Source organism: Geothrix paludis (assembly GCF_022808815.1).
Lineage (GTDB): Bacteria > Acidobacteriota > Holophagae > Holophagales > Holophagaceae > Geothrix > Geothrix paludis.
Genome location: NZ_JAKZLC010000004.1, coordinates 278,338 through 294,097, shown reverse-complemented (window position 1 = coordinate 294,097; position 15,760 = coordinate 278,338). Strand labels below are relative to the sequence as shown.

The following is a 15,760-nucleotide window of genomic DNA, read 5'->3' as shown; positions in this document are numbered from 1 at the left end:
GCCTCGATTCAGCGGAGGGTGGCTGTGCTGGGAGCGGGGGCGCGGCTCAGGAGCTGCTTCTTTCGGAGCAGGGTCTCGGCCTCTGGCATCACCTCCAGGCCCTTGAGGATCACCGGATCCTTCTCGCACTGGAGCTTGAAGCCGGCCTCCACGCCGAAGGCGACGTTCTGCATCTCGATGGAGAGCTGCTCCCGCATGGCTTCCAGGTGGGTCTCCCAGTCCTTGTCGCTGATGGTGAGCTTCTGCTCCTGGGCCCAGGCGCGGAACCGCGCCATCACGGCATCATCGGCGCGCTCGCCGGGCCGGATGCCGAAGCGCTCCTTCTCCTGCACCGCATACCGGAAGAAGGCGGAGTAGCGGAAGCGGAGGTTGATCATGAACTCATCGAGGCGGACGAGGGGCATGGGATAGTCCGGATTGATACCGCCCCCGCCGTAGACCGTGCGGCCCAGGTCGGTCTTGAAGGCCGGACCCTGGGGCTTGGGGTCCTTCTCGTCCTCGGGGTTGTAGTAGTCGTCCAGGCCGTGGGTGTAGTCCCGCTGGATGCTGCGGCCCGAGGGGGTGTAGTAGCGGGCGGTGGTCAGGGCCAGGCCCCGGGAGCGGTTGATGGGCAGCACGCTCTGGACGAGGCCCTTGCCCCAGCTGGTCTGGCCGACGACGACCCCGCGGTCGTGGTCCTGGACGGCCCCGGTGACGATCTCGCTGGCGCTGGCCGAGCCGCGGTTGATGAGGACCACCAGGGGGAAGGGGTCGAGCTGGGCGCCCTTGCTGGTGCGGGTCTGGTTCTCGTCCCGGCCGTCCCGGCCCTTCTGGCTCACGATGAGCTGGTCGGGGCCCAGGAGCTGGCGGCAGATCCCGATGGCCGAATCCAGGACGCCGCCGCCATTGCCGCGGAGGTCGAGGATGAGCTGCTTCATGCCCTGCTTCTTGAGGGTGGCCACGGCCTTCTCGAACTCGTCCGAGGTGGTTTCGCCGAAGTCCTTGATGAGGATGAAGCCCGTCGTGGGATTCAGCATGAAGCTGTAGTAGACGCTGTTGGTGGGGACCTCGGCGCGGGGGATGGAGAAGCGCAGCAGGTCGGCGATGCCCGAGCGCTGCACGGCGATCTCCACCAGGGTGCCCTTCTCGCCGCGCAGCTTCTGGAGGGCGGCGTTGGAGGTCATGCCCTCGGTGCTCGTGCCGTCGATCTCCTTGATGATGTCGCCGGACCGGACGCCCAGGCGCTCGGCCGGGCCGCCCTTCATGGGGCTGATGATGGCGATGCCCTGGTCGTGCTGCTGGATGATGGCGCCGATGCCGAAGAAGGAGCCCTTCTGTTCCTCGCGGAGCAGGCGGAACTCGCTCTCGTCCATGTAGTTCGAGTGGGGGTCCAGGGTGTGGAGCATGCCCTGGATGGTGGCGTGGGTGATCTGGCGGGGGGTGGGCGGCTCGGGGCTCTGCTTCTGCACCAGGTCCATGACCTCGGTGAGGGTGTCCAGGCCCCGCTGGCGGGCGCCTTCGGCGCCGGACCGGGCCAGCAGGGGTCCCGCCACGGCGACCGTGGCGGCCACCACCATCCACATCCAATTGCGCGTGATGAAACGGGCCATGAGGCTCCCGGGGAGTGTCCCTCCAGGATACGCCCCGCCCGCAGGGTGGGCGAAGCGCGGTTTTATCAGAACCCCTCGAGGATCCGCCGGGCCGTGGGGGCCATTCGCTCCCGGCTGGCCCGGGTGGCGTGGACGATGCCCTCGAACTGCCGGTAGGCGAGTTCAAGGTCGTCATTGAGGATCAGGTAGTCGTAGGCTGGGTACAGTTCCAGCTCATGGCGGGCGTGCTCCAGGCGGATGCGGATCTGCTCGTCCGAGTCCTTGCCCCGGCTGCGCAGCCGCTGCTCCAGGGAGGCGGCGGAGGGGGGCAGGATGAAGATCATCCGGGCCTCGGGCATGGCCTGGCGCACGTTCAGGGCGCCGGTGGTCTCGATGTCGAGCAGCACGTCGCGCCCCGTGCCCAGGACGTCCTCCAGCCAGGCGCGGCCCGTGCCGTACCGGTGGCCGTAGACCTGCACCCACTCCACGAAGCCACCTTCCGCCACCATGGCGTCGAACCGGGCGTCGTCGATGAAGAAGTAGTCCCGCCCGTCCACCTCGCCGGGGCGGGGCTTCCGGGTGGTGAAGGAGATGGAGAAGATCAGGTCCGGGACGCTCTGCACCAGCCGCTGGGTCAGCGTGGACTTGCCCGCGCCCGACGGCGCGGAGACCACGAACACGTTGCCGGGATGCTGGGTCAAGGGCCCCTCCTCCCCCCACTTTAGCGGAAGCCGGGCTGGCGCCGGGTTCCGGCGGGGGTAGCATGGGCGTCTGGAGGTCCCATGCGCGCCCTGATCCTCTCCCTCGGCTGTGTCCTGGCCCTGTCCGCCCAGGAGAGCCCCCTTCCCAAGCCCACGGCCCATCACCTGGCCATGAAGGAGCAGGCCGGCACCTGGATCGCCGTGGCGAAGATGTACATGGACCCGTCCAAGCCGCCCGTGGTGTCCAAGGGGACGGAGACCAACACGCTTGTGTCGGGTGGGCTGTGGCTGAGGTCCGAGATGCGCGCCGAGATGATGGGCCAGGCCTTCGAGGGGCATGGCCTCTTCGGCTACGACACCCTCCAGAAGGCCCACGTGGGCGCCTGGGTGGACAACGGCGGCACCTGGATGGCGGTGTCCAAGGGGACCTGCACGAACGACTGCCGGGAGATGACCCTCTTCTTCGAGGGCCACGACGAGGCGGGGAAGCCCCTCTCCTTCAAGGAGGTCCACACCCAGCCGGACCACGACCACCGCTTCGCGTCGATGTTCGTGAAGGGCAAGGACGGCGCCTTCGTGAAGCTCATGGAGATGGAATACACCCGGGCGAAGTAGGCGCGACGCTCCTCGACGTTGCTACTGGAACTCCTCCGGCTCCTCGGGCACGGGCTCCGGCGCGCGCTTGAAGATGGCCGAGGCGCTGCGCCGGCCGTCCATGACGATGTGGACGGGCTCGTCCAGCCGCGTGTGCACCAGGCAGCCCGAGCGCCAGACCTCCGGCTGCCGGCGCAGCCAGTCCCAGTCCAGGAGGCTCGTGCCCCGGGGGTAGGGCACCGTGAAGTAGCCGATGTTCAGGGACGTCACGTTGTGGAAGAAGTGCGAGCCCAACGAGGCGTCCGCCTGGAAGTTCTCCATGGCGTACTCCACGATCACTTGGGCGCAGGAGATCATGGACCACACGATGGGGATGCCCAGGTGGCGGTCGTTGCTGCCCCAGCGCCCGGGCCCCAGCAGGACGTACTTCCCGCCCTCGGCGCGGAAGCGGTCGTTGAGCTTCTCGATCTCCGCCGCCAGGGCGGGCGTCTCGAACTTGTCGAAGCCCTCGGGGTCCACCCACACGACGTCCCGCAGGCCCTCCACGATGCCGTTCCCCACACACTTCTCGGAGAAGAGGAAGAGGTCCGCCGGGTCGAGGTCCGCCGGGGACAGGTTCACGTCCCCCGTCTCCATGAGCTGGTGCTTAATCTGGAGGAGGGTGAAGGTGGGCTTGCCGTTGTGGGGATCGGGGTCGAGGTTCACGGCGAACTCGAGCTCCACGGGCGTCTCCATGGCCCCGCGGATCAGCTCCAGCAGCCGCTGGAGGATCGGGGCCAGGGGGAACTGGTCGTACTTGAGGATGTTGCGGAAGTTCACGATGCGGGGCCCCGGGCGGTCGAGGCCGTCCTGGATGCGGTCGTCGTTCCAGTCCCAGACGGAGGCGCAGTGCTGCAGGGCCCCATCCGCCTCCGCCTCCTGGATGTCGAGGCTGAGCAGGGTGGCGTCCTCCCCGGCGTAGAGGTCCACGGAGGTTCGGCTCATGTCCAGGGCGTAGAAGCGCTTCTGGGTGGTGCGCAGCTGCTCCCTGGGGGGCAGCATGTCCATCTCGGGGTAGGGCGGCGCGAAGCAGTAGGCCTTCTCGCCCTCCACCACGTACTTGCCCAGCCCCACGGCGATGCTGGCGATGCCGTCCTGCGGCAGCGTGTAGGCCACGGGGTAGTAGTTGAAGGACTGGGCCACGCCGGAGATGTGGGGGTAGAAGCGGCTGCCGAAGCGGCGTCCCGAGACCTCCTGGATGAGGATGGCCATCTGCTCTTCTTCGATCTTGTAGTCGATGGCCTGGAAGTAGGCGCGGGAGGCCTTCGAGTAGACCGAGGCGTAGACCAGCTTGATGGCCTCCATGAGCTGGACTTCGCGCACGGCGGGATCGGCGTCGTTGTTGGGTAGGAAGAAGGTGCTGTAGAGGCCCGCGAAGGGATGGGAGAGGCTGTCCTCCAGCAGGCCCGAGGAACGCACGGCCAGGGGCACCTTGGCGTGCTTGGTGAGGAAGAGCCGCAGCTTGGCGATCAGCTCCGGCGACAGGGAGCCCATGAGGAAGCGCCGCTTGATGGCGTCGTCGTCGGCGTCGCTCTGGACCATCTGCCTCAGGCCGTTCCGGTGGATGAAACCGGTGAACTCCTCCGTGCCGATGATGGCGGAGCGCGGAATCCGGATGTTCGCGCCGGGGATCAGGCTCTCCAGGTCCAGCCGGGAGAGCAGGGAGTGGGTGAAGGCCACGCCCCGCGCCTTGCCTCCCATGGAGCCGGAGCCCAGGCGGAGGATGTTGGGCTCGTCTCTGGGCGTCGATTCCGTGAGGGGGATCACCTTGCCCAGGGTCCGCATGCGCTGCACGTAGTCGCCCACGTCGATGAGGAAGGTGCGCATATCCTCGGGGTCGCGGTAGTCCGAGATGCGGAAGCGGGCCAGGACCTTGGCGACCTGGACCTCGCCGCGGGCCATGATCCAGGAGGAGAAGTGGTTGCGCAGGGCGTGGTAGACCAGGGACTCGGCGGGCACGGTGCGCAGCTTCTCCCGCAGGTCCTCCATGTCCGTGGCCCGGGCGATCTCCTCGCCGGCCTGGTTCCGGAAGATGAAGTCGCCGAAACCCAGGCGTTCGTAGAAGAAGCTCGAAAGCTCCGCGCCCAGGGTGAACGAGTTCTTGTTGAGGAAGCCGCTGCCCAGGGCCGTGGCCCAGGATTCCTTCAGCGGATCCGAGGACTGGAGCAGGGTCGGCAGGTCCGGGATTCGCTCCTTCAGGGCGCGGATGAGCTTGATGCCGGCCTCGCGGTCGAGGGTGCCGTCCTTGGGGAACTTGCGGTCCGAGATGACGCAGAGCAGGCAGTCCTGGAACTGGTCGCAGAAGGCCATGGCCTCCTCGTACGAGGTGGCCAGGATCACCTTGGGGCGGACGCGCATGGACAGCGTGCGCGTCATGCGGTCCATGTTCTGTTCCTTGGCCAGGCGCGTGGTCTGCTTGAGGATCTCGCTGTAGAGGATGGGCAGGTACCGCGAGTAGTAGCGGATGCTGTCCTCCACCAGGAGGATCACGCGGGTGAGGCCCACCTTGGTGTCGTTGAGGACGTTGGCCCGGTCCTCCATGAACTTCACCATGGCCATGAAGATCTCGGGGTTCCCGTTCCACACGAAGATCTGGTCGTAGTGCCGCAGCAGCTCCTGGCGCCGGCGGTCCATGACGCCCACTTCCACGTTGTCGTTGAGCAGCAGGTAGATGGGGATCCGCGGCGCGGCCTTCCGCAGGGCCCGCGACAGCTCCACGTGCCCGCCCTGGCCCAGGCGGCTCATGACGATGATGATGTCGAAGTGGCGGCTGGCGCAGCGATCCAGGGCCTCGTCCACCGTGGACACGTTGGTCACCCGGGGCGGGTTGCTCATGTTGAGCTGGTAGTAGCCGTCGAAGAGGATCTCGGTCAGCAGGCCGTCCTGCTCCAGCGTGAAGGCGTCGAAGGCCGGGGCCACCAGGAGGATCTCCCGGGTGCGCAGGGGCATGAGCTCGTGGAAGATCTCCTTGTCCGTCGCGTACTTGTGGAAGATCTCGTTGAAGTCGCGGCTGATCATGCGGGGGCCTCGGTTCCACCGCAGTTTACTGGCCTGGGCACAAAAAGGGGGGCCGCGGGCGGCCCCCCTTTTTGTGCCTTGTTGCAAAGCAGAAAGCGGCTACACCAGGCCCTGGTCGAGCATGGAGTCGGCCACCTTGATGAAGCCGGCGATGTTGGCGCCGTTCACGTAGTTGCCGGGGGTGCCGAAGCGGGCGGCCGCGTCGGCGCAGGACTTGTGGATGTTGATCATGATCTGGTGCAGGCGGGCGTCCACCTCTTCAGCGGTCCAGCCCAGGCGCATGGAGTTCTGGCTCATCTCCAGGCCCGAAGTGGCCACGCCGCCGGCGTTGGAGGCCTTGCCGGGGGAGAAGAGGATCTTGCCGGTGTTGGCCTGGAAGAACTCCACGGCGTCCAGCGTGCTGGGCATGTTGGCGCCCTCGATGACGGCCATGCAGCCGTTGGCCATCAGGTTCTTGGCCTCGTCGAGATTCAGCTCGTTCTGGATGGCGCAGGGCAGGGCCACGTCCACCTTCTGCTCCCAGGGGCGCTTGCCGGCGTGGAACTGGGCGCTCTTGAACTTCTGGGCGTAGGGGGCCACGGACATGCGGTCGATGCGCAGCATCTCGGTCATGTACTCGATCTTCTCGCCGGAGATGCCGTCGGGATCGAAGATGTAGCCGTCGGGGCCGGAGATGGTGACGACCTTGGCGCCCAGCTGGGTGGCCTTGGTGACGGCGCCCCAGGCCACGTTGCCGAAGCCGGACACGGCCACCTTCTTCCCGCCGATGGACTCGCCCTTGGTCTTCAGCGCCTCTTCGGCGAAGTAGACCACGCCGTAGCCCGTGGCTTCGGGACGGATGAGGCTGCCGCCCCAGTACTGGCCCTTGCCCGTGAGCACGCCGGTGAACTCGTTCCGCAGCTTCTTGTACATGCCGAACATGTAGCCCACCTCGCGGCCGCCCACGCCGATGTCACCGGCCGGCACGTCCGTGTCGGCGCCGATGTGGCGGAAGAGCTCCATCATGAAGGACTGGCAGAAGCGCATCACCTCGGCGTCGGACTTGCCGTTGGGATCGAAGTTGGAGCCGCCCTTGCCACCGCCCATGGGCAGGCCGGTGAGGCTGTTCTTGAAGATCTGCTCGAAGCCCAGGAACTTCAGGGTGTCGAGGGTGACGTTGGGATGGAAGCGGATGCCGCCCTTGTAGGGCCCGATGGCGCTGCTGAACTGCACGCGCCAGCCTGGATTGACGCGGATCTGGCCCTTGTCGTCCACCCAGGGCACGCGGAAGCCGATGGCGCGCTCGGGCTCGATCAGACGCTCCAGGATGGCGTTCTTCTTGTACTTGGGCTCCTTCTCGAGGACCGGGGCCAGGGAGTGGAGGATTTCGGTGGCGGCCTGGATGAACAGGCTTTCCCAGGGGGCCTTCTTCTTGAGGCCCTCAAGGACTTCATTGACGTACTGGCTCATGGTTCCTCCGGGAAGGAAGGGGGTGTGGAGGCGGAAGCGGGGCTCCGGCCGGGAAAAGCATTCGTGCTGAGATCCCGCGGGGCCGTCCCGAGGCGTCCGCGGCGCGATGCGGTGGCAAAAACAGGACGACATGACTCTAGCCGCACGGGCTGCCTCGAGGGAGGGCGGAGTATCAAGAGGTGATGCGAAGCACTAAAAGAGGGCTATGTGCGGGGGGCATCGGGCATTTTGTTGACGATCCGTCAAAAGGGCCAACCCGCCCGCAGGTCCACCCGGTTGTCGTAGAAGGTGCTGCCGCCGCCGCGGTCCGTGAGGCGCTGGGAGGTCAGGGCGTTCACGGTGCGGTCGCCGGGAGCGTGGCGGCGCCACCACACCCCTTCCGCCACCGCCACGCCCACGGGCACCTTGTCCGTCACCTCCAGGGTGAAGGCCACCTCGCCCAGGCCGTTGAACGCAGTCACCGAATCACCGTCCGCCAGGCCACGGGCCGCGGCCTCGGCGGGGTTCAGGCGCAGGGCCATCCGGCCCATGCGCCGCCGCAGGTCCTCCCGCTCGTGGAAGGTGGAGTTGAGCCCCTGCACGGCCGGAGCCGTGACGAGCTGGAGCGGGTGCGGGTCCTCGGCGCTGTGCGCCGGCAGGAAGCGGGGCAGGGGTTCCGGGTCGCGGGGGTTGAGGACTTCCACCTTGCCGCTGGGCGTGCCGAACTGGAGCGTCTGCTGGTGAGGGTCCAGCTCCACGGCGAAGCCCTCAGCGAGCCGGCCTTCGTCCACGCCCGCCTTCCAGGGATGGGGCTCGGCCAGGAGGGCGTCGATGAGGTCGTCCGCAGATTGCGAGAACACTTCCTCCGTGAAGCCCATGGCGTGCGCCAGGGCCTGGAACACCTCGAGGTTCGAGCGGCTCTCCCCCACGGGCGGCACCACGGGCCGCGCCCGCTGGATGGCGTAGTGTCCGAAGGCGCGGTAGAGGTCGCTGTGTTCCAGGGAGGTGGTGGCGGGCAGGACGAGGTCGGCGAACAGGGCCGTGTCCGTCATGAATCGCTCGTGCACCACGGTGAAGAGGTCCTCGCGGCCGAGGCCCTTCAGCACGGCGTTCTGGTCCGGCGCCACCACGGCGGGGTTCGAGTGGTAGACATAGAGCGAGGCCACCGGCGGGTCCTGCAGCTCGTTCAGGGCGCGGCCCAGCTGGTTCATGTTGAGGGTGCGGACGGGGCGGGGCAGCAGGTCTTCGCGCTCGATGAGGCGCATGGGGAATATGCCCCCGGTGCTGGTTGAGGCGAAGGCGCCGCCGCCGGGCTTGGCATAGGCCCCCACGAAGGCGGGCAGGCAGGCCAGCGTGCGCAGGGTCAGGGCGCCGTTGCCGTAGCGGGAGATCCCGTTGCCCGGGCGCAAGTGCGGATCGCGGGCGCGGCCGTAGGCCTCCGCCAGCTCGCGGACCGTGGCCGCGGGCACGCCGGTGATCGCCTCCACGCGCTCCGGCGGATAGTCCGGCAGGATGCGCGCCCGCAGCTCGGTCGCGCCCTGCACGTGGGCGGCGAGGAAGGCCTCGTCGCAGAGCTTCATCCGGTCCAGGAGGTGGAGGATCCCCAGGGCCAAGGCGCCGTCCGTGCCCGGGCGCACCAGCACCACGCGGTCGCAGAGGGGCGCGGTGGCGTGGGCGTAGGTGTCGATGAGCCAGACCTGCGCGCCCTTCCGCTTGGCCTCGCGCACGGCATGGAGGCCGTGGACGTTGGTGGCCGCGGCGTTGATGCCCCAGAGCAGGATGAGGTCGCTGGCGGCGCAGGCGTCCGGGTGCGGCGCGGGCGTGCCGCCCATCACCAGGGCCCAGCCCTCGTTCTTGGCCGGCGAGCAGATGGTGCGGTCCAGCTTCGAGGCCCCCATCCGGTGGAAGAAGGCATGCCCGGCATTGCGCTGGACCAGGCCCATGGTGCCCGCGTACGAGTAGGGCAGGATGGCTTCGGCGCCGTGGGCGGTGATGATCCGCCGCCAGCGGTCGGTGATCTCCCCGATGGCCTCGTCCCAGGAGACGGGCGCGAAGGCGCCGTCCCCCTTCGCGCCGGTGCGGCGCAGGGGCGTCGTCAGGCGCTCCGGGTGGTGCACCGTGTCCTGGTAGCGGTTCATCTTGGGGCAGAGGGCGCCCCGGGTGAACGGATGTTCCGGATCGCCCGCCACCGCCACGGCGCGGCCGTCCTCCACCTCGACCACGAGGCCGCAGGCGTCGGGGCAATCATAGGGGCAGACGGAGCGGTGGCTGGTGCGGGGCATGGGACACCTCCCGGGGGGTTCCATCATGGCCGCAGGCGCGGCTCCTTCCTAGTCGCTCTGGAAGTCGCCCTGGAAGGCCCGGCGGTAGGCCGTGGGCGAGGTCTTCAGGAGCTGGCGGAAGTGCAGGCGGAGGGAGACCGCCGAGCCGAAGCCGGCCAGGGCGGCCACATGCTCCACCGGGTGCCCGGTGGTCTCGAGGAGCCGCTGCGCGAAGGTGAGGCGGCGCTGGAGCAGCCAGGCCCAGACGGTGGTGCCGGTCTTCCGCCGGAAGTGCCGGGTGAAGGTGCGCCGGCTCATCCGCGCGCGTGTCGCGAGGGTGTCCACGGTGAGCGGGTGGTCCAGGTGCCCCTCCGCCCAGGCCAGGGCCTCCGTGAAGGAGTCCCGTCCCGACCCGAGCGCGACAGGCTGCTCGATGAACTGCGACTGGCCTCCGTGGCGGTGGGGCTGCACGACCATGCGCCGGGCTACCGCATTGGCGACCTCGGCCCCGCACTGGGATCGGAGGAGGTGGAGGCAGCAATCGAGACCCGCGGCCGTGCCCGCCGAGGTCACCACATCCCCCTCGTCGACGTAGAGCACGCCTGGGTTCAGCCGGACCTCCGGGAATTGCCGGGCGAACCTTTCGGCCCAGTTCCAGTGGGTGGTGGCCTGGCGCCCATCCAGGAGGCCCGCCTCGGCCAGGACGAAGGCGCCCAGACAGAGGCCCACTACCCGCGCGCCCCGGGCATGGGCCTTCCGGAGGGCGGCGAGGAGGGCTTCGGGCGGGCGCTCCTGGGGATCCCGCCAGCTGGGGACGATGATCGTGCCCGCGCCGCCCAGCCCCCGCAGGCCATGGGGGGCCTGGAGGGTGAAGCCGGCCGAGGTGCGGAGGGGGCCCGCCTCCACCCCGCAGATCCGGATGCGGTAGGACGGGACGCCGAGGTCCGGCCGGTCCTCGAAGACCAAGCAGGGCACCGAGAGGTGGAACGGACTGATCCGGTCGAAGACCACCACGGCCAGGGTGAAGGGGTCCAGCGGGAGAGACGCCATGGCCTGATCTTATCGAACATTGTCATTCAGGCCACTTTCCCATTCCCGTCGCGGGGCCCAGCATGAGCGCAGCCCGGTTCCACCGGCCCCTTCAAGGAGATGCCCATGCCCGCCTCCCCCCGCCGCGCCCTCATCGTCATCGATGTCCAGGAGGAGTACGTCACCGGCGACCTCCCCATCGAGTTCCCGCCCATCGCCGAGTCCCTGGCCAACATCGGCGCGGCCATGGACGCCGCCCGGGAGGCGGGCATCCCGGTGATCGTCGTCCAGAACCACGGGCCCGCCGGGGCGCCCCTCTTCGTCAAGGGCGGTCCCGCCTGGGAGCTCCACGAGGTGGTGCGCTCGCGCCCGCACGACCACTACCTGGAGAAATCCCTTCCCAGCGCCTTCCCCGAGACGGATCTCGCCGAGTGGCTGGGGGCCCGGGGCATCGACACCCTCGCCGTCGTGGGCTACATGACGCACAACTGCGTGGACTCCACCATCAAGCACGCCATGCACGCCGGGCTGGCGGTGGAGTTCCTGGCCGACGCCTCGGGCTCGGTGCCCTACGAGAACGCCGCGGGACGGGCCAGCGCCGAGACGATCCACCGGACCTTCTGCGTCGTCCTCCAGTCCCGCTTCGCCGCCGTCACGGACACCCGCACCTGGGTGGCGACCGTCCAAGGCGAGGCCCCGGCACCGGCCCGCGGCACCATCTACGAGTCCAATCAGCGGGCCCGGGGCCACCGCCCGAAGTGACCCCGAACCGAAGGTGCGGCTGGGGGGAAGGAGGTATCCTGGCGCCGGGATATCCCCATGGCCCACGCCCTCCTTCCTTCCGGCCACGGCACCTACGAGCGCCTGGTGGCTCGCCTGAACCGGTTCCCCCAGGGCGCGCCGCCTTCGGAGCGCCTGTTCCAGATCCTCCGGCTCCTGGTGAGCGAGGAGGAGGCCGGTCTGCTGGCGCAGGTTCCCATCCGCCCCTTCACGGCCCGTCGCGCCGCGGCGATCTGGAAGGTCCCGGAGGCGAGGGCGCGCCGGATCCTGGAGGCCCTTGCCGGGCGCGCCATGCTGCTGGACATGGTCCGGGACGGCGAGACGCGCTACGTGATGCCGCCGCCCATGGCGGGCTTTTTCGAGTTCTCGATGATGCGGGTGCGGGGCGATGTGGATCAGAAGGCCCTGGCGGAACTCTTCCACCAGTACCTCAACGTGGAGGAGGACTTTCTCCGCGCCCTGTTCACGGGCGGGGAGACGCAGCTGGGCCGGGTCTTCGTGGACGAGACGGCGCTGCCCCGGGAGGACAGCCTCGTGGTGCTCGACCACGAGCGGGCCAGCGAGGTGGTCCGAACCGCGGGGGCCATCGGGGTCGGCACCTGCTACTGCCGCCACAAGATGGCCCATCTGGGGAAGGCCTGCGACGCGCCCATGGAGATCTGCATGACCTTCGGCACCTGCGCGGATTCCCTGACACGCCATCAGGTGGCGCGGCGCGTGGAGGCCGCGGAGTGCCTCGACCTGCTCGATCAGGCCCGCGAGCGGGGCCTGGTGCAGTTCGGGGAGAACGTGCGCGACCAGGTGAGCTTCATCTGCAACTGCTGCGGCTGCTGCTGCGAGGCCATGGTCGCGGCACGCCGCTTCGCGTTCATGAAGCCCGTCCACACCACGAACTTCCTCCCGGAGCTGGATGACGGGCGGTGCACCGGCTGCGGGAAGTGCGTCGGGGCCTGCCCCGTGGAGGCGCTCGCCCTCGTCTCGGCCCACGATCCCCGCCGTCCCGCCGCGCGGCGGGCGAGGCTGGACGAGGACCGCTGCCTGGGCTGCGGCGTGTGCGTGCGGACCTGCGCTCCGAGGGCCATCCGGCTCAAGTCCCGCCCGGCGAGGGTGCTGACCCCCGCCAACACGGCCCATCGCACCGTGGTGATGGCCCTCGAGCGCGGCCAGCTGGCGGAGCTCCTGGTGGACGGGCAGTCCAGCCACGGGCACCGTGCCGTGGCCGCCATCCTCGGCGCCGTGCTCAAGCTCCCGCCCCTCCAGCGGGTCCTCGCCTCCAAGCAGGTGAAGTCCCGCTACCTGGACCGCCTGATGGCGGAACGCTAAGGGGGGTCAGGCGCAGGGTGCGCGCCTGGCCCCCAGCTCCCTCGAGGCGTCGGCAGCCTCCGTCATTTCGAGCCACCGAGGTAGGTACCGCGGTCCGGGAGGAGGACGGAGATGTGGCCGATGAGCTTGTCGGACACCAGCAGTTGCCCGCCCGTGGCTTCCCCGATGGCGAACGCCGCGCCCTGGCGCACGGCCCTGGCCGTGGTCCCCACGCTCGGGATCCCCAGTCCGGAAAGGTCCCGGATCAGGAAGGTGCTGCCGAACCCGCCGTCATGGAAGACGGGATCCGCCGGCATGAGGACGACGTAGTCCACATGCTTCGCGCGGAGGGTGGCGACCGCCTCGCTGACCTCGGCCACGTCCCGGGTGTCCACCACGGTGATCGTGGTGCCGGTCCCCATGGCCTCGCTCAGCGCGAGGATCTCCTTCTTGTCCGATGCGGCGTCGCAGATGACGCCCACATGATGTTTGTCCGCCCAGGTGCTCTTGGCCACCGTGGCGAGGGGGGAGAACTCGGAGGCGGCCAGCCCGAGGCAGACGAAGCCGAGGGCCAGGGCTCCAAGCGCAGATGACGAGCGACGCATAGGACCTCCTTGATGGATCGGGCCGCCGAAGGGCGGCCACGGGTTATGAAAGATCTGCCGCGCTCCCGGGAGCGCGGCAGGTGGATGACGCAGGATTCGATCGTCCGTCGGGGGGAAGGGTTGAGCCTCGGGTTCGACATTTGGAGGGCGCCAGGCCACCCCGGAACTCCTTCTGGAGGATTGGGCTAGAAGTTCGGAGCATCAGGCAAGCCGACCGGCCGCCTGCTTCCTACACTTCCCCATGCCGCTCCGTGAACCAAGCGGCCCCGCATAAGAAAGTCCGCGGGCAGGGTGGACGACCCTCGCCCCTGACATGGAGGAATGCATGACTCTGAACGTGCTCGGCTACGCCGCCCAGTCCCCCACCTCGGACCTGGCCCCCTTCCCCTTCGAGCGCCGCGACCCCCGGCCCGACGATGTGGTGATCGACATCCTCTACTGCGGCGTCTGCCACTCGGACCTGCACACGGCCCGCAACGACTGGGGCTGGACCACGTACCCCATCGTTCCCGGCCACGAGATCATCGGCCGCGTCCGCGAGGTGGGCGCCGCCGTCACCCGTTTCAAGGTCGGCGACGCCGTCGGCGTGGGCTGCCTGGTGGACTCCTGCCGCCACTGCAAGCCCTGCGAGCACGGTGAGGAGCAGTACTGCCAGAATGGCTTCACCGGCACCTACGGCGGCACGGATCGCCACGATGGCCGGCCCACCCAAGGCGGCTACTCCGACCAGATCGTGGTCTCCGATCGCTTCGTGCTGAAGGTGCCGGAGAGCCTGGACCTCCGCGGCGCGGCGCCGCTCCTCTGCGCCGGCATCACCACCTGGTCGCCCCTGCGGCACTGGAAGGTCGGGAAGGGCAGCCAGGTGGCCGTGGTGGGCCTGGGCGGCCTGGGCCACATGGGCCTGAAGCTGGCCAAGGCCCTGGGCGCCGAGGTGACCCTCTTCACGCGATCCAAAGGCAAGGAGGCCGATGCCCGGCGCCTGGGCGCGGACCGCGTGGTGCTGTCCACGGACCCCGCTCAGATGACCGAGGTCGCGGGCCGCTTCGACCTCATCGTCGACACCGTGCCCTACGTCCACGACCTGAACCCCTACGTCCCGACCCTCGCCACGAACGGCACCCTCGTGCTGGTGGGCTACCTGGGCGGCCTGGAGCCCATGCTCAACACCGTGCCCATGGTCCTCGGCCGGAAGTCCGTGGCCGGCTCCCTCATCGGCGGCATCCCCGAGACCCAGGAGCTGCTGGACTTCTGCGGCGAGCACGGCATCACCTCGGACGTGGAGGTGATCCGCATGCAGGACATCAACGGTGCCTACGAGCGCCTGCTGAAGAGCGACGTGAAGTACCGCTTCGTCATCGACATGGCCTCGCTGAAGACGAAGAACTGAACCTGATCCACAAGGAGATCGTCATGCAGAAACGAATACTTGGAACCAAAGGCCTCGAAGTCTCCGCCCTCGGTCTGGGCTGCATGGGCCTGAGTTTCGGGCTCGGCCCCGCCGTCGACAAGCAGGAAGGCATCGCCCTCATCCGGGCCGCCGTGGAGAAGGGCGTCACCTTCTTCGACACCGCCGAGGTCTACGGACCCTGGATCAACGAGGAGCTGGTGGGGGAGGCCCTGGCCCCCTTCAAGGGCCGGGTGGCCATCGCCACCAAGTTCGGCTTCGCCATCGACCAGGTCTCTGGGCAGAACCCGGGCGGCCTGAACAGCCGGCCCGAGCGCATCCGGGCCGTGGCCGAGGCCTCCCTGAAGCGCCTGCGCGTCGACGCCATCGATCTCTTCTACCAGCATCGCGTGGATCCCGAGGTGCCCATCGAGGACGTGGCCGGCACGGTCAAGCAGCTCATCCAGGAAGGCAAGGTTCGGCACTTCGGCCTCTCGGAAGCCGGCGCGGCCACCATCCGCAAGGCCCACGCCGTGCAGCCCGTGGCCGCCCTCCAGAGCGAGTACTCGCTGTTCTGGCGGGAGCCGGAAGTGGAGATCATCCCTACGCTGGAAGAGCTGGGCATCGGTTTCGTGCCCTTCAGCCCCCTCGGCAAGGGCTTCCTCACGGGCAAGATCGACGAGACTACGACCTTCGATCCCAACGACTTCCGCAACGTCGTGCCCCGCTTCACGCCCGAGGCCCGCAAGGCCAACCTCGCCCTGGTGGAGGTGTTGAAGGCCCTGGCGGCCGCGAAGGGAGTGACCCCGGCCCAGCTCGCCCTCGCCTGGCTGCTGGCCCAGAAGCCCTGGATCGTCCCGATTCCCGGCACGACCAAGCTTCATCGCCTCGAAGAGAACCTGGGGGGCGCCGCCCTCGAGCTCAGCGCCGAAGACCTGAAGGCCATCGAGGCCGCCGCCTCCCAGGTCGAGCTCCAGGGTGCCCGGTACCCCGAGCACCTGCAGAAGCTGGTGGGCCGCTGACCGGCCCACGACCGGCACCCATGCAGGCA

Annotated in this window: 12 protein-coding genes; 5 read left to right on the top strand and 7 right to left on the bottom strand. The window is 68.8% G+C overall.

Annotated elements, in window-relative coordinates; genetic code table 11:
• Positions 1–8 precede the first annotated feature (8 nt).
• Together MLE64_RS11805 and gmk are read right to left on the bottom strand one after the other, a co-directional pair.
• The gene (locus MLE64_RS11805; RefSeq protein ID WP_243317916.1) at positions 9–1,589 is read right to left on the bottom strand and encodes a S41 family peptidase; all 1,581 of its coding nucleotides are present in this window, start codon (positions 1,587–1,589) and stop codon (positions 9–11) included.
• Between the two features lie 65 nt (positions 1,590–1,654).
• Positions 1,655–2,269, bottom strand: coding sequence for a guanylate kinase (gene gmk / locus MLE64_RS11800; RefSeq protein ID WP_243317915.1), 615 nt, complete (start codon positions 2,267–2,269; stop codon positions 1,655–1,657).
• An 81-nt stretch (positions 2,270–2,350) separates the two neighbouring features.
• On the opposite strand from gmk, the gene MLE64_RS11795 reads away from it, so the two are divergent.
• The gene (locus MLE64_RS11795) at positions 2,351–2,884 is read left to right on the top strand and encodes a DUF1579 domain-containing protein (protein ID WP_243317914.1); all 534 of its coding nucleotides are present in this window, start codon (positions 2,351–2,353) and stop codon (positions 2,882–2,884) included.
• Between the two features lie 21 nt (positions 2,885–2,905).
• Here the strand turns inward: MLE64_RS11795 and MLE64_RS11790 are convergent, their stop codons facing one another.
• From MLE64_RS11790 to MLE64_RS11775, 4 genes are all read right to left on the bottom strand, one after another.
• Positions 2,906–5,920, bottom strand: coding sequence for a PEP/pyruvate-binding domain-containing protein (locus MLE64_RS11790; protein ID WP_243317913.1), 3,015 nt, complete (start codon positions 5,918–5,920; stop codon positions 2,906–2,908).
• Positions 5,921–6,019: 99 nt separating this feature from the next.
• Positions 6,020–7,369, bottom strand: a complete 1,350-nt coding sequence (gdhA, locus tag MLE64_RS11785) for an NADP-specific glutamate dehydrogenase (protein ID WP_243317912.1) — start codon at positions 7,367–7,369, stop codon at positions 6,020–6,022.
• A gap of 242 nt (positions 7,370–7,611) precedes the next feature.
• The gene (locus MLE64_RS11780; RefSeq protein ID WP_243317911.1) at positions 7,612–9,630 is read right to left on the bottom strand and encodes a molybdopterin oxidoreductase family protein; all 2,019 of its coding nucleotides are present in this window, start codon (positions 9,628–9,630) and stop codon (positions 7,612–7,614) included.
• 48 nt (positions 9,631–9,678) lie between these two features.
• The gene (locus tag MLE64_RS11775) at positions 9,679–10,659 is read right to left on the bottom strand and encodes a helix-turn-helix domain-containing protein (protein ID WP_243317910.1); all 981 of its coding nucleotides are present in this window, start codon (positions 10,657–10,659) and stop codon (positions 9,679–9,681) included.
• Between the two features lie 105 nt (positions 10,660–10,764).
• Here MLE64_RS11775 and MLE64_RS11770 point away from each other — a divergent pair, with 105 nt between their 5' ends.
• Together MLE64_RS11770 and MLE64_RS11765 are read left to right on the top strand one after the other, a co-directional pair.
• Positions 10,765–11,400: a cysteine hydrolase family protein gene (locus MLE64_RS11770; protein ID WP_243317909.1), complete on the top strand. Its 636-nt coding sequence runs from the start codon at positions 10,765–10,767 to the stop codon at positions 11,398–11,400.
• Positions 11,401–11,457: 57 nt separating this feature from the next.
• Entirely contained in the window at positions 11,458–12,741 is a 1,284-nt protein-coding gene (locus MLE64_RS11765; RefSeq protein ID WP_243317908.1) for a 4Fe-4S dicluster domain-containing protein, read from the top strand.
• A gap of 62 nt (positions 12,742–12,803) precedes the next feature.
• Here the strand turns inward: MLE64_RS11765 and MLE64_RS11760 are convergent, their stop codons facing one another.
• On the bottom strand, positions 12,804–13,325 hold the full coding sequence (locus tag MLE64_RS11760; RefSeq protein ID WP_243317907.1) for a type 1 periplasmic-binding domain-containing protein: 522 nt from the start codon (positions 13,323–13,325) through the stop codon (positions 12,804–12,806).
• 325 nt (positions 13,326–13,650) lie between these two features.
• Here MLE64_RS11760 and MLE64_RS11755 point away from each other — a divergent pair, with 325 nt between their 5' ends.
• Entirely contained in the window at positions 13,651–14,712 is a 1,062-nt protein-coding gene (locus MLE64_RS11755) for an NAD(P)-dependent alcohol dehydrogenase (protein WP_243317906.1), read from the top strand.
• Positions 14,713–14,735: 23 nt separating this feature from the next.
• Positions 14,736–15,731, top strand: coding sequence for an aldo/keto reductase (locus tag MLE64_RS11750; RefSeq protein ID WP_243317905.1), 996 nt, complete (start codon positions 14,736–14,738; stop codon positions 15,729–15,731).
• Positions 15,732–15,760 lie beyond the last annotated feature (29 nt).

Coding starts and splice junctions, on each gene's coding strand:
- MLE64_RS11755 (WP_243317906.1), top strand. CDS start 13,651: ATGACTCTGAACGTGCTCGGCTACGCCGCCCAGTCCCCCACCTCGGAC.
- gdhA (WP_243317912.1), bottom strand. CDS start 7,369: ATGAGCCAGTACGTCAATGAAGTCCTTGAGGGCCTCAAGAAGAAGGCC.
- MLE64_RS11775 (WP_243317910.1), bottom strand. CDS start 10,659: ATGGCGTCTCTCCCGCTGGACCCCTTCACCCTGGCCGTGGTGGTCTTC.
- MLE64_RS11765 (WP_243317908.1), top strand. CDS start 11,458: ATGGCCCACGCCCTCCTTCCTTCCGGCCACGGCACCTACGAGCGCCTG.
- MLE64_RS11770 (WP_243317909.1), top strand. CDS start 10,765: ATGCCCGCCTCCCCCCGCCGCGCCCTCATCGTCATCGATGTCCAGGAG.
- MLE64_RS11790 (WP_243317913.1), bottom strand. CDS start 5,920: ATGATCAGCCGCGACTTCAACGAGATCTTCCACAAGTACGCGACGGAC.
- MLE64_RS11795 (WP_243317914.1), top strand. CDS start 2,351: ATGCGCGCCCTGATCCTCTCCCTCGGCTGTGTCCTGGCCCTGTCCGCC.
- MLE64_RS11760 (WP_243317907.1), bottom strand. CDS start 13,325: ATGCGTCGCTCGTCATCTGCGCTTGGAGCCCTGGCCCTCGGCTTCGTC.
- MLE64_RS11805 (WP_243317916.1), bottom strand. CDS start 1,589: ATGGCCCGTTTCATCACGCGCAATTGGATGTGGATGGTGGTGGCCGCC.
- MLE64_RS11750 (WP_243317905.1), top strand. CDS start 14,736: ATGCAGAAACGAATACTTGGAACCAAAGGCCTCGAAGTCTCCGCCCTC.
- MLE64_RS11780 (WP_243317911.1), bottom strand. CDS start 9,630: ATGCCCCGCACCAGCCACCGCTCCGTCTGCCCCTATGATTGCCCCGAC.